Raw genomic sequence first — 12,470 nt, forward strand, 5'->3', positions numbered from 1 at the left:
CGCCGGGTTTACGGGCACTCCTGCAATCTAGTCGATGCCGCTGCCGCTCAGCGCAGCGCGTCGGCCACCTCGTGCGCGGCGTGCACCACGCGCACCCCCACTTGATCCGGCACCGAGTCGGCCAGCATCACCACGCCGACGCTGCCCTCGATGCCGCCCACTCCGAGCACGGGCGCGGCGGCGCCGCTGGCGCCGGCCTCCAGCTCGCCGTGCGTCAGGGCGAAACCGGGCCCCTCCTCGCACTCGGACCCGCGGCCCATCAGGATCGCCCGGCCCGCCGCGCCCCGGTCCAGCGGGTGCCGGAAGCCCGTGCGGTAGGCGACGTGGTAGTCGGTCCAGCTCGGTTCCACGACGGCGACGGCCAGCGCCTCGGTCCCGTCGACCAGGGTGAGGTGCGCGGTCGCCCCCACGTCCTCGGCCAGCGAGCGCAGCGCGGGCAGCGCCGCCTCCCGCACCAGCGGGTGCACCTGGCGGCCCAGGCGCAGCACGCCCAGCCCGACCCGGGCCCGGCCGCCGAGGTCGCGGCGGACGAGCGCGTGCTGTTCCAGGGTGGCCAGCAGCCGGTAGACCACGGTGCGGTTGACGCCGAGCTTGTTGGACAGCTCGGTGACGGTCAGGCCGTGGTCGGTGTCGGCCAGTAATGTGAGGACTCGCAGCCCTCGGTCGAGCGTCTGGGAGGTCTCCGCGGTCACGGCGCTATCCCCTCCTCGGGTGAGTGACGGGAAACCTAGCGAGCGGCACCGCTGACCGGAAGCCCTTGTCCAGAATCCGGGCGTCCGCTGTCCCCCTCTTTCCCGTTACGTCCCCGTTACGTCCCTGTACATTTCCCGGCGCCGTCCAGGCCCGCACACACCACCGTCACGACATGCGCGTCGCCCATTCACGGACCTTCGCGATCCGCGCGTCGATCTGGTTGGCGGTGGCCTCCGCGCTGGGCGGGCCGCCGCAGACGCGGCGGAGCTCGTTGTGGATCACCCCGTGCGGCTTGCCGCTCTGGTGGACGTACGCGCTCACCAGCGTGTTGAGCTGCTTCCGCTTCTCCAGCAGCTCCTTGTGCGTGACGACGGGGCGGTTCTCGGCGGGCAGTTCCAGGAGATCGGCCTCCGCGTCCGGCCTCTTGCGGCTGTGCGAGATCTGCCGGGCCTGCCGCTTCTGGAGCAGAAGCTGCACCTGGTCCGGCTCCAGCAGACCCGGAATGCCCAGATAGTCCTGTTCCTCCTCGCTGCCGGGGTGCGCCTGCATCCCGAACTCGGCGCCCTCGTACATCACCCGGTCGAAGACGGCGTCCGACTCCAGCGCCTCGAAGGGGAGCTGCTCGCCGGTGTCCCCGTCCTCCTCGTTCTGCTCCTGCTCCGCCTCCTTGAGCAGGTCCGCCTCCGGTGCGTACGGGTCCTCCTCGTCGCCCTTCTTCGGCTTGTCGAGGACGTGGTCGCGCTCGACCTCCATCTCGCCCGCGAAGGAGAGCAGCGTGGGGATGGTGGGCAGGAAGACGGACGCGGTCTCGCCGCGCCGCCGCGACCGCACGAAGCGGCCGACGGCCTGCGCGAAGAACAGCGGGGTGGAGACGGTGGTGGCGTACACGCCGACGGCCAGCCGGGGCACGTCCACGCCCTCGGAGACCATCCGGACCGCGACCATCCAGCGCTCGTCGTTGTGCCTGAAGTCCTCGATGCGCTGCGAGGCCCCGGTGTCGTCGGAGAGCACGACGGTGGGCCCGGCGCCGGTGATCTCGCGCAGCAGCTTGGCGTACGCGCGGGCCGCGTCCTGGTCGGAGGCGATCACCAGGGCGCCCGCATCCGGCACGGTCCTGCGGACCTCGGACAGCCTGCGGTCGGCCGCGCGCAGCACCGCCGGCATCCACTCGCCGCGCGCGTCGAGCGCGGTGCGCCACGCCTGCGAGATCGCGTCCTTGGTCATCGGCTCCCCGAGCCGCGCCTCGATCTCGTCGCCCGCCTTGGTGCGCCAGCGCATGTTGCCGCTGTAGGAGAGGAATATCACCGGCCGGACGACGCCGTTGGCGAGCGCGTCGCCGTAGCCGTAGGTGTAGTCGGCCACGGAGCGGCGCACGCCCTCCGCGTCCTCGGCGTACTCGACGAACGGGATGGGGTTGGTGTCGGAGCGGAACGGGGTGCCGGTGAGGGCGAGGCGGCGGGTCGCGGGCTCGAACGCCTCCTGGCACGCCTCGCCCCAGGAGCGGCTGTCCCCGGCGTGGTGGATCTCGTCCAGGATCACCAGGGTCTTGCGCTGCTCGACGCGGTTGCGGTGCAGCATGGGGCGGACGCCGACGCCCGCGTAGGTGAGGGCGACCCCCTGGTAGTCCTTGCTGAGCGGCCCCGCGCTGTAGTCCGGGTCCAGCCGGATGCCGACCCGGGCGGCGGCCTCCGCCCACTGCTTCTTCAGATGCTCGGTCGGCGCGACGACGGTGATCTGCTGGACGACGTGGTGGTGCAGCAGCCACGACGCCAGGGTGAGGGCGAAGGTCGTCTTGCCCGCGCCCGGTGTCGCGACGGCCAGGAAGTCGCGCGGCTGCTGCGCCAGGTACGCGTCCATGGCTGCCTGCTGCCAGGCCCGCAGCTTGCTGGCCGTGCCCCAGGGGGCGCGGCCGGGGAAGGCGGGGGACAGATGGTGGCTGTTGGTCGGCGTGGTAGTCACGGTCTCCGGATGCCGGTTCGGGGTCGGGACCGCCCCAGCGTACTCACCGGGCGCGGGGGGCGAGGGCGAGCCCTGTCGTCCCGTTCCCGGAGAGGGGGCCGGCTGCGGGAAGGGGCTGCCCCGTGCCGTCCGTCGCGGGCCGCGGCGCCACCGTCGTCAGGCCGTCAGGTCGTCAGGTCGTCAGGTCGTCAGCAGGACGCCGCCGTAGGACGCCGCGGCTATGACCACCCACGAGCACAGGCCGAGGGCCGCCACCCGGCCGCCGGTGCGGGCGAGGGTCGGCAGGTGCACCGCGCTGCCCAGGCCGAACAGCGCGGCCCCCAGCAGCACCTCGCGCACCTCGGAGGCGCCGTCCAGCGCCCCGTGCGGCAGCCACCCGGTGGTCCGTACGGCGACCAGCGCGAGGAAGCCGCACACGAAGAGCGGCACCAGGGGCGGGCGCTTGGTGCCGGGGGCGCTCCCGGCGGCGGCGCTGCGGCGGCGCGCGGACACCGCCACGGCCGCCACCAGCGGCGCCAGCAGCAGCACCCGGAGCAGCTTCACCAGCACCGCCTGGCCCAGCGCGTCCGGGCCCGCCGTCTGCGCCGTCGCCACGACCTGGCCCACGTCGTGCACCCCGGCCCCGACCCAGCGCCCGTACTGCTCCGCGTCCAGCCCGAGCGGGCCGTGCAGCAGCGGGAGGACGCCGATGGCGAGGGTGCCGCACAGGGTGACGAGGGCCACGGACGTGGCGACGTCCCGCTCGTCGCTGTCCCGCACCTCGCTGACCGCGCCGACGGCGGAGGCGCCGCAGATCGAGTAGCCGGTCGCGATCAGCAGCGGCTGGTCGCCGCGCAGCCCCAGCTTGCGGCCCAGCCAGACCGTGCCGCCGAACGTCGCAGCGACGACCGCCAGCACCATCCCGACGGTGGCCCAGCCCAGCCCCAGCACATCGCCCAGGCTGAGCTCCAGGCCCAGCAGGACGATGCCGAGCCGCATCAGCCGCTTCCCGGCCAGGCTCAGCCCGGGGCGTGCGGCTCCGCCCACCAGGCCGCGGACGCCCGGCAGATGGGCGGCGGCGACGCCCAGCACGACCGAGGCCGTCAGCATGGGCACGCCGGGCAGCAGCAGATGCACCCCGGAGGCGGCGGCGACGCCGAAGGCCGCCATCGCCAGGCCGGGCAGCCGGCTGGGCCGCCGGGGCTGCCGGGCCGCCGCTCCGGGTTCGCGCGCCGCGTCCGCCGAGACCCGCGGCAGCGCCATCAGGCGTCGGCGGGCAGGTCGTAGACCCGGCGGACGCTCGTACCGAGGCGGGAGATGTCGGCGCCGTAGACGTGGATCGACACCGCGGTGCTCTCGCAGCCGTTCCACACCCGGTGGATGTCGCCGGGCGGCGCGAAGCCGCACACCGAGCCCTCCGGGTTGACCACGTCCTCGGTGGCGACGAGCCGCGCCGCGGCCTTGCCGGACGCGTCCGCGGGGACCAGCCGGTAGCGGCGCTCGTGCTCCTCGCCCTCGTGGACGCCGGTGACGCACCAGGACACGTGGTCGTGCACGGGGGTGGCCTGGCCGGGCAGCCAGACGAGCGCGACGAGCGAGAAGCTGCCGTCCCGCTCGGCGTGCAGCAGGTGCTGGCGGTAGCGGGCGGGGTCGGGCTCGCGCTGCGCGGCGGTGAGGAGGTCGGCGGAGCCCAGCTGCGGGGCGAGCCGCTCGCCGACGAGGTAGGCGGTGACGTCGGGCGGCAGGCCCCGCGCGACCGCTTCGCGGATGTCACCGACGAGGGCGGCGAGTCGGCTCGTTGTCCGGGAGTCGGTGGTGTGTACGGCCATGTCGGCAGCGTGACGCGCCCCACGTATCGCGTCCAACGACGCCTTCTTGGGCACCCCCTTACCCGGGCTTATGGATGCCACCGGGGACCGGCGCCCCGACCCGGCAGCCGGGCCCGGGGAGCGTTGCGAAAGCCCCTGGTGCCGTGACCGGCCCTAGGGGGTGTTTCGAAAGCCCCTAGCAGCCGACCTTGTTCTCCGCGGTCCGGCGCAGCTCCTGGAGCACCAGCGCGGTCGCGGGTATCTCCAAGTGCTCCCGCAGCACATACGCCGACACCTGCCGCCGCGACGCGGGGTCCAGCGCGCGGCCCGTCACCTTCTGGTGGACCAGGAAGGAGAGCACCAGGCCGGGCATCATCGCGATGCCGAGGCCCTCCGCGACCAGGCTCTGGACGACGAGGTTGTCGTCCGTCGTGAAGGCGATGTCCGGGGCGAAGCCCAGCTCCGCGCACTCGTGCAGGAAGTTGGTACGGCACCGCAGACAGCCCGCGATCCACCGCTCGTCGGCCAGCTCCGCCAGCTTGACGGCGCGGCGCCGGGCCATCGGGTGGCCGGTGGGCAGCAGCACCGTCAGCTGGTCCTCCAGCAGCGGGATCTCGACCAGCTCCTCCGGCACCTGCTCGTGCAGCCCCGGATAGGTGAACGCGAGGGTGATGTCGCACTCGCCGCGCACCACGCGGCGCAGCGAGTCCGGCGGCTCGCCCTCCTGCAGCTCCACCCGCACCCCGGGGTGCTCGACGGCGAGCCGGGTGAGCGCCTCCGGCACCAGCGTGGCGCCGGCGCTCGGAAACGCGCAGACCCGCACCTTGCCGGCCCGCAGCCGGGTCAGCGAGGCCATCTGCTGCTGCGCCGTGGCGATGCTGTCGAGGATGACGCCCGCGTGCCGGGAGAGCGCCTCGCCCGCCTCGGTGAGCCGCATCTGCCGTCCGGCGCGGATGAACAGCGGGGTGCCGACGGACCTTTCGAGCGCCTTCATCTGCTGGGTGATCGCGGGCTGGGTGTATCCGAGGGCGCGGGCCGCCGCCGAGTACGACCCCGTTCGCACCACCTCGTGGAAGGTCCTGATGTGCCGCGAGTCGAACATGTGTTTAACCATAAGCGGAATTTGGGAAGCCGTACGCGGCCGGTGTCCGCGCTTCTGGATCCCCGGGAGTCACAGCGGCCTCAGCTCCTCCGCTCCCCTCCCTGGATCCGGCCCGCCACCAGGATCCCGAGCGCCGCCACGGCCGCCGACACCACGTACACCATCAGGAACGCCACCGGCTCCCCGTCCGCCTCCCCGGCCCCGGAGGACTCCGCGCCCACCGAGCCGCCGCCGAGCGCGGCGAACACCGCGCCGGTGACGGCCAGCAGCAGGACGTTGGAGAGGTTGTCGGACACCTGGAGCGCCGCGGAGTTGCGGCCGGTCTCCTCGGGGGCCGACAGCCGCAGCAGCAGCACGCTCAGCGAGGAGATCACCAGGCCCATGCCGAGGCAGCTGAGCGTCAGCGCCGCCACCAGCGTCCACACCGGCACGGAGTGCACGAGGACGAGGGGCGCATAGCCGATCCCGAGCGTGACCAGCACCATCCCGGCCCGGATGAGCGTCTGGCGGTGCGGCTCCATCCGGGGCCGGGACTGGAGGAAGGAGCCCAGCGCCCAGGACCCGCCGCCCGCCGCGAGGGTGAGCCCCGCCATGGTCACGGACAGCCCGCGCTGGGTCACCAGCATCAGCGGGACGAAGCTCTCGGCGACGATGTACGACCCGGCCGCGACGCCCCGCAGCAGCACCACGGCCGGCAGTCCGCGCGCGGCGCGGAACGTGCCGCGCGGCAGCAGCGCCCGTACGGCCGGTACGAGCAGCGCGGCCCCGGCGGCGGCGGGCAGCAGCGCGAGCAGCCGCAGGTCCTGGCCGGCGTACTGCAGCAGCGCGGCGCCCAGCGCGACGGTGACCGCGAGCCATATTCGGCGGCGGTCCGGAGGCCGCCCGCCGTCCGCGCCCTCCGGCGGCCCGGAGGCGCGGCGCCGCAGCGGCGGCACCATCACCGCCAGCGGCACCACGACCAGCACCGGGATGCCGAGGAACACCCAGCGCCAGCCGAGCTGCTCGGTGACCGTTCCGGAGACCAGCGGCCCGACGATCGAGGGCACCACCCAGGACGCGGCGAACGCGGCCAGCACCCGCGGCTTGAGCTCCTCCGGGTAGGCCCGGCTGACGGTGACGTACAGGGCGACGATCACCAGCCCGCCGCCGACCCCCTGCACGGCCCGCCCGAGCACCAGGATCCACATGGTGACGGCGGTTCCGGACAGCACCAGCCCCGCGCCGAACGCCAGGATGCCGGTCGCCAGCGGCGGCACCGGACCGCGCCGGTCGCACCACTGACCCGAGGCGACCATGCCGACGAGGGAGGTGGTGAAGTACGCGGAGAACGCGTACGCGTAGAGCGAGATGCCGCGCAGCTCGTCGGCGGCGGCGGGCATGGCCGTACCGACGGCCATCGCCTCGAAGGCGATGAGCAGGACGACGGAGACGATGCCCAGCGTCAGCGCCCGGTGCGGGCCGCTGAGCGGGCTCTCGCGGCGGACGCGGGGCAGGTCGCCGCCGCCGCTGCCGCCGTCTTCGGCGGCAGCCTTGCCGTCCGGCACCGTCCCGGCCGTCGCTTCCTCGTTCACGCCCATGCGGACCAAGGTAAGGGGGGCACAGCGGGCAAGCCTCCTACAGGGGGGCGGAATCGGCCTGGGGCTCTGGACCTAGGGCCCCGGGGGTGTTTCGCCGCGGTCCGGCAGGATTCGCCGGACGGTCAGCGCCACTCGTGCGCCAGCACCGCCCAGATCTCCTTGTCGTGGCGGGCGCCGGCGTAGGGCCACGCCTCACGGCGCACGCCCTCCAGCCTCATACCGAGCCGCTTGGCGACCGCGGAGCTGCGGTCGTTCTCCGTCCGGCAGTGCCACTCCGCGCGGTGCAGGCCGCGTGTGGTGAACGCCCAGTCCAGCAGCGTGCGGCAGGCCGGGGTGACCAGCCCGTGGCCCTCGGCGGCCGGCTCCAGCCAGCAGCCGATCCCGCACGAGCCCGCCGCGGCGTCGAAGTCCGTGAACATCGCGCCGCCGACCAGGGTTCCGGCCCGCCGGATGCCGTAGAGGCGGGCGCCGTCCGCGGCCCGCCGCTCCGCGTACCAGCGGAGGGTGGCGCGCGCTCCCGCCAGGTCGTCGGTGACGAAGGCCGGTCCCACCCAGGGCCGGATGTGCTCGCGGGCCCGGTCCAGATGGGCGGCGAACTCTCCGGTGTGCCAGACCTCCAAGGGGCACAGCCAGGCGTCGTCCCGCAGCGGGAGGGAGAACAAAGGGGCCTCCTCATTCGCATAACACACGTTTTGTTTATGTACCCTAGCAGCATGCCGCGCACCAGGGGAGATCACGAAGCCCGCCGCCGCGAAGTCTCCGAGGCGGTCTGGCGGTTGCTGGCCGCGCGCGGCTTCGGCGGGCTCACCCTGCGCGCCGTCGCCGCCGAACTCGGCGCGACCACCGGCCTGCTCACCTACTACTTCCCGGCCAAGCGCGATCTGCTCGCCCACGCGCTCGACCTGCTCGAACAGCGCACCGCCGCGCGGCGCTGGAGCGCCTCCGAGGAGGGTCCGCGGGGGCTGGCCGCGCTCCGCGCCGCCCTGCTGAGCGTGCTGCCCCTCACCGCCGACTCGACCGCGACCAGCCGGATCTGGGTGTCCTCGTGGGAGCCGGCGCTCACCGACCCCCGGCTGGGCGAGGACTGCGCCCGGATGTACGGGCAGAGCCGCGCGAAGCTGAGCGATCTGGTCGCCGAGGCCCAGGCGCGGGGCGAGCTGGCGCCCGGTGATCCGGAGCGGATCGCGGCCGGCGCCCACTCGTTCGTGCTCGGCCTGGTGGTGCAGGCTCTGTTCGACGCCGCGGCGTTTCCGCCCGAGCGGCAGGTCCAGCTTCTGGACGACCACCTGGAGGCGCTGGCCCGCGGTTAGTGCGTCTCCGGCGTCGTCGGCCGGGTCGGGGCTGCCCCCTCCTGCTTCGTCGCAGTCTGCGGGTGGCCTGTGGCTTGGCGCGCAGTTCCCCGCGCCCCTGATGGCGCACCCTCGATCGAGTGCGCCCCGTCGGGGGCGCGGGGAACTGCGCGACCAGCCACGTCAGCCCGAGAGCGACCAGGGCCCCTCGGCTTCGACCAGCAGCAGCCAGCGGGCCGACGCCTGGAAACGCCGGCCCCACACCGCTCCGCCGCCGTCGATCAGCACCGGGCCGCGGCGGAAGTCGCGGAAGAGCCGGCGCACCGCGTACCGCCCGGGGCCCTCGTGGCTGAACTCCAGGTCCCGGGTGCCCGGGGCGGTGATCAGGATCTCCGTCCCCTCGCCCTCGGCCGCCCCGTTCAGCTCGCGGGCCGCGTCGGCGGTCAGGAGCGCCACCTGCCAGGGGCCGGTGGCCCGCACGTCGAGCTGCCACGGATCCGCGCCCGCGTGGTCCTGCCGGGGCAGCGGCAGCCGGTCGGACACCGGGCCGGTCCGGCGCAGCAGCCGGGTGGTGCGCGTGCCCCGACGGACCCGCCGCAGCTCCACCGGCCGGTCCGAGCCGCTCTCGACGGCCAGGATGAACGGGCCGCGCTCGGTGCCCCGGGCGAGCCGGAGCCGCTGGGAGCCGCTGCGCGACCAGGAGCCGAGCACCGCCGGCCGGTCCTGCCCGGGGCCCGGCCCGCCGGGCGCGCCGGCCGCGGCGGAACCGGACCGCTGCTCGTCGGCGATGCGTACCGCGTCCGCCTGGCAGACGCCGATGCGCCGCGGCACACCGCCGGGTGGCGACCAGCGCACCGAGGCGGCGGCCGCGCCGTGGCGGCGGTCGAAGAAGCACGCGGCGCCCCGCGCACGGTCCAGTCCGAGCTGCCCGTCGAGCCGGTCCAGCGCGGCGCGGCCCTCCGCGAGCAGGGCCGGCGCTTCGTGCGGGGCGCTGCGTGCGGCGCGCTCGTACGCGTCCAGGGCCTGGGTCCAGTCGGACAGTTGCCCGTACGTGGCCGCCTCGGCGTCCGGGCGGAAGGGGTGCCGGGAGAGGAGATGGCCGAACGCGGTGACCTCGGTCCGGATGCTCGCCTCGGTATCGGCCGCCGGGCTCGCGGCCGCCCCGTCGGCCTCGGCTCCCTCTTCCAGGGGCGTGAGGTCCACGCGGTGCGCGGTGCGGTGGCGGGTGCGCGCCGCCGCGCCCCACAGCACCGCGCAGCAGGCCAGCAGACCGGGCCCGAGGGGCAGCAGCCCCAGCGCGAGGACGCAGAGCACGATCTGCAGCAGGGCGCTGGTCGCGCCGTACCGGAGTGACGATGACACCGACAGCGACAGCGGCGGGGAGGGCGCGGGCGCCGGACGGCGGCGCGCCGGCGGCTCCGAGGCGCGGGGGCGGGGGGCCGTGCCGCCCGTGTCCGGGCCGATGGGACCCCACCAGCGTTCGCGCCGGCCCCGCTTCCGCGCCATGGTTCCTCCCCATCGGGCCGCACCCGTCCGGTCCGCCCGCTCCTCCCATTCTGACCCGCGGCGGAGGAAACGACAGGTGCGCGACCGGGCACAGTCCGCCGCCCGCCCCTTCCGGGGCCCGGCAACCGGCCGCGGACCAACCGGACGCGGACAACTCCGGTCATCCGACGGTCCGGTGACGGCGCGACCGGCGGAGAAGAACATCAACAAACTGTCGCGCTTCGGGCCCCAACGGCCTAACATTGTCGCGCGCATCACGGGGGAACCCCTCAATCTTGCTTGTCACAACGGTGAGTTGACGTTCTCCACGTCCACAGCCCGACTGCGACCCAGGTGACACAGTGCTGTCTAGACTCCGGTTCCGCACCGGCAGGGGACCCGACCAGGGGGCCCGCGGGGTGCGGATCTCCCGCCGTCTGATCCTGCTCGTCGCGGTGCCGCTCATCGTGGCCATCGCGTTCGCCGGACGCGCCCTCACCCCGGCCACCGGCCAGGCCGTCCAGGCCGACCGGCTCCGCACGGCGGTCGAGGTCTCGACCGCCGCCGGCGACCTGGCCTACCGGCTCCAGCACGAACGCGCCGAGGCCGCCGCGCGGATCGCCTCGGACGGCAGCGGCGGGAACGGCAGCAGCGGACTGGAGCGGTTCCAGGCGCTCGCCCGCGCCACGGACCGCAGCGTCGCCCGCTACCGCGAGCGCAGCGCGGGGATGTCCGCTGTGCCCTCGGGCACCGCGGCGGCCCAGCGGCGCATCGACAAGTCCCTCGGCGAACTCGCCTCGCTGCGCGCCCAGGTGCGCTCCGGCAGCGGCGCCCTGTCCTCCATGGCGTTCGGCTACCGCATCGTGCTCGCGGACCTGATCTCGTTCCGGGACAGCATCGCGCAGGCCAACGGCGTGAGGGCGGGGGACGCCGACCACATCCGCGCCGCCGCCGCGCTGACCGAGGCGGCCGAGTACCTCGGCCAGCAGGAGGTGAGCGTGCTGCGGGCGCACTCGGACGGCGGCTTCACACCCGCCTCGCTGCGCACCTTCGAGGCGGCCAGGATCGGCTACACCGACGCGTACCGCACCGGCAACACGCTCGGCGACCCGCAGTGGCGCACCTGGCTGGAGCGGACGCTGTCCGGGCCGAAGGCGATGGCGGCGGAGAAGCTCGCGGCCCAGGTCGCGCGCAGCCCGGCGGACCGGCGGCTGGCCGTGGACCCGAACGCGTGGCGCACGGCCATGTCCGACCGGCAGGAGCTGCTGCGCACGGTGATCCGCCGGGTGGACGCCGACGTGCACGAGACCGTCTCCGCCGAGCGCACCCGCCTCATCTGGTGGGCCGTGGCCGAGCTGTGCCTGGTCCTGCTGACGCTGGTGGGCGTGGTGCTGATCGCGACCCGGCTGGGCCGCGACCTGATCCGCAGGCTGCGCGCCCTGCGGGACGCGGCGCACGAGGTGGCGCACCAGCGGCTGCCCGAGGTCGTCAGCACGCTGTCGCAGCCCGGCTCGGTGGGCCGCGCCTCGCCCGACCAGATCGCCGACGAGGCGGGCAAGCCGCTGGTCAACCTCGGCGACGACGAGATGGGCGAGGTCGGCGAGGCGTTCAACTCGGTGCACCACGCGGCCGTACGGCTCGCGGCGCAGCAGGCCGAGTCCCACGAACGGTTCGCCCAGACCCTGGTGACCGTCGCCCGCCGCGGCGCCCAGCTCAACGCCGTACTGACGAACGAGCTGAGCTCCGTGCAGCGCGACGAGCTGGACCCGGAGCGGATGGAGGCCCTCTTCGCCCTCGACCACCTGGCCATCCGCATGGAGCGGAACGCCAACAACCTGCTGGTCCTGGGCGGTTACGGGCACGGCAAGGTGCGCTCGGCCGACGCGCCCTGCGCCACGGTGATCTACGCCGCCGCACAGCAGATCGAGCGCTACGGGCGGGTCAGCCTGGGCCATGTCGAGCAGTCCATCGGCGTCGCGGCGCGCGCCGTGGACGACGTCGCGCACCTCCTCGCCGAGCTGCTGGACAACGCCACCCGGTTCTCGCCGCCCGAGACCCGGGTGGGCGTGGCCGCCTGGCACCTGTGGGACCGGGCCGTGCTGCAGATCGTGGACGAGGGCGTCGGGCTGCCGCCGGAGCGCAGGGCCGAGCTGAACGCCGAGTTGGCCACGCCGCAGCGGGATGTCGGGGCCGTGCGTTCCATGGGCCTCCAGGTGGTGGCGCGGCTGGCGGCGCGGCACGGCGTCACCGTGGAGCTACGCGCGTCATCCGGGCCCGGAACGATAGCCGAGGTGATCCTCCCGAAGGCGGTACTGGCCGAACCGGTCGACGACGACTCGCCGCTCACCGCGCCGCGCGCCCTGGAAGAGCTCCCCGGTCCGCTCCGCTCCGCTGGCGCGCCCCGCGCCCTCGGCAGGCCCTCGTGGGCCCGGGACGCCGAGGAAGACCCCGACAGCGAGCACGACGAGCACGGCGAGCACGACGACGGGCACCGGGTGGCAGCGGACGAGGGGGCGCGCCCCGCCGCGCACCCGGACGAGCCCGCGCCGCCGAAGAGCGCCCCGGACGGCCCCGGCCC

The 12,470-nt window shown here is 74.7% G+C and carries 10 protein-coding genes; 2 read left to right on the forward strand and 8 right to left on the reverse strand.

Translation table 11 applies throughout. From position 1 onward, the window contains the following. Window positions 1–47: 47 nt before the first annotated feature. From G5C65_RS19075 to G5C65_RS19105, 7 genes are all read right to left on the reverse strand, one after another. Window positions 48–692, reverse strand: coding sequence for a helix-turn-helix domain-containing protein (locus G5C65_RS19075; protein WP_165300081.1), 645 nt, complete (start codon window positions 690–692; stop codon window positions 48–50). 166 nt (window positions 693–858) lie between these two features. Further along, window positions 859–2,652: a DEAD/DEAH box helicase family protein gene (locus G5C65_RS19080; protein WP_165300082.1), complete on the reverse strand. Its 1,794-nt coding sequence runs from the start codon at window positions 2,650–2,652 to the stop codon at window positions 859–861. Between the two features lie 180 nt (window positions 2,653–2,832). Further along, window positions 2,833–3,894 carry a YeiH family protein gene (locus tag G5C65_RS19085; protein WP_165300083.1) on the reverse strand — a complete coding sequence of 354 codons (1,062 nt, stop codon included), beginning with the start codon at window positions 3,892–3,894 and terminating at the stop codon, window positions 2,833–2,835. Next, window positions 3,894–4,460 (reverse strand): cysteine dioxygenase family protein, encoded by a 567-nt coding sequence (locus G5C65_RS19090; RefSeq protein WP_165300084.1) that lies wholly within the window; start codon window positions 4,458–4,460, stop codon window positions 3,894–3,896. Before G5C65_RS19090 ends, G5C65_RS19085 begins: the two co-directional genes overlap by 1 nt. 175 nt (window positions 4,461–4,635) lie before the next feature. After that, entirely contained in the window at window positions 4,636–5,541 is a 906-nt protein-coding gene (locus G5C65_RS19095) for a LysR family transcriptional regulator (protein WP_165300085.1), read from the reverse strand. An 80-nt stretch (window positions 5,542–5,621) separates the two neighbouring features. Further along, window positions 5,622–7,118 (reverse strand): MFS transporter, encoded by a 1,497-nt coding sequence (locus G5C65_RS19100; RefSeq protein WP_165300086.1) that lies wholly within the window; start codon window positions 7,116–7,118, stop codon window positions 5,622–5,624. Between the two features lie 122 nt (window positions 7,119–7,240). Then, window positions 7,241–7,780 carry a GNAT family N-acetyltransferase gene (locus G5C65_RS19105; RefSeq protein WP_165300087.1) on the reverse strand — a complete coding sequence of 180 codons (540 nt, stop codon included), beginning with the start codon at window positions 7,778–7,780 and terminating at the stop codon, window positions 7,241–7,243. 51 nt (window positions 7,781–7,831) lie between these two features. Between G5C65_RS19105 and G5C65_RS19110 the strand changes: the two genes are divergently transcribed. Further along, on the forward strand, window positions 7,832–8,428 hold the full coding sequence (locus tag G5C65_RS19110) for a TetR/AcrR family transcriptional regulator (RefSeq protein WP_165300088.1): 597 nt from the start codon (window positions 7,832–7,834) through the stop codon (window positions 8,426–8,428). A 162-nt stretch (window positions 8,429–8,590) separates the two neighbouring features. Here G5C65_RS19110 and G5C65_RS19115 read toward each other — a convergent pair whose 3' ends face one another. Further along, window positions 8,591–9,913 carry a tetratricopeptide repeat protein gene (locus G5C65_RS19115; protein WP_165300089.1) on the reverse strand — a complete coding sequence of 441 codons (1,323 nt, stop codon included), beginning with the start codon at window positions 9,911–9,913 and terminating at the stop codon, window positions 8,591–8,593. A gap of 341 nt (window positions 9,914–10,254) precedes the next feature. On the opposite strand from G5C65_RS19115, the gene G5C65_RS19120 reads away from it, so the two are divergent. Beyond that, a partial coding sequence (locus G5C65_RS19120) for a sensor histidine kinase (protein WP_338146526.1) occupies window positions 10,255–12,470 on the forward strand: 2,216 nt, incomplete at its 3' end.

Origin of the sequence: Streptomyces boncukensis (genome assembly GCF_011045075.1) — a bacterium.
GTDB lineage: Bacteria > Actinomycetota > Actinomycetes > Streptomycetales > Streptomycetaceae > Streptomyces > Streptomyces boncukensis.

Coding starts and splice junctions, on each gene's coding strand:
- G5C65_RS19085 (WP_165300083.1), bottom strand. CDS start 3,894: ATGGCGCTGCCGCGGGTCTCGGCGGACGCGGCGCGCGAACCCGGAGCG.
- G5C65_RS19090 (WP_165300084.1), bottom strand. CDS start 4,460: ATGGCCGTACACACCACCGACTCCCGGACAACGAGCCGACTCGCCGCC.
- G5C65_RS19095 (WP_165300085.1), bottom strand. CDS start 5,541: ATGTTCGACTCGCGGCACATCAGGACCTTCCACGAGGTGGTGCGAACG.
- G5C65_RS19100 (WP_165300086.1), bottom strand. CDS start 7,118: ATGGGCGTGAACGAGGAAGCGACGGCCGGGACGGTGCCGGACGGCAAG.
- G5C65_RS19110 (WP_165300088.1), top strand. CDS start 7,832: ATGCCGCGCACCAGGGGAGATCACGAAGCCCGCCGCCGCGAAGTCTCC.
- G5C65_RS19115 (WP_165300089.1), bottom strand. CDS start 9,913: ATGGCGCGGAAGCGGGGCCGGCGCGAACGCTGGTGGGGTCCCATCGGC.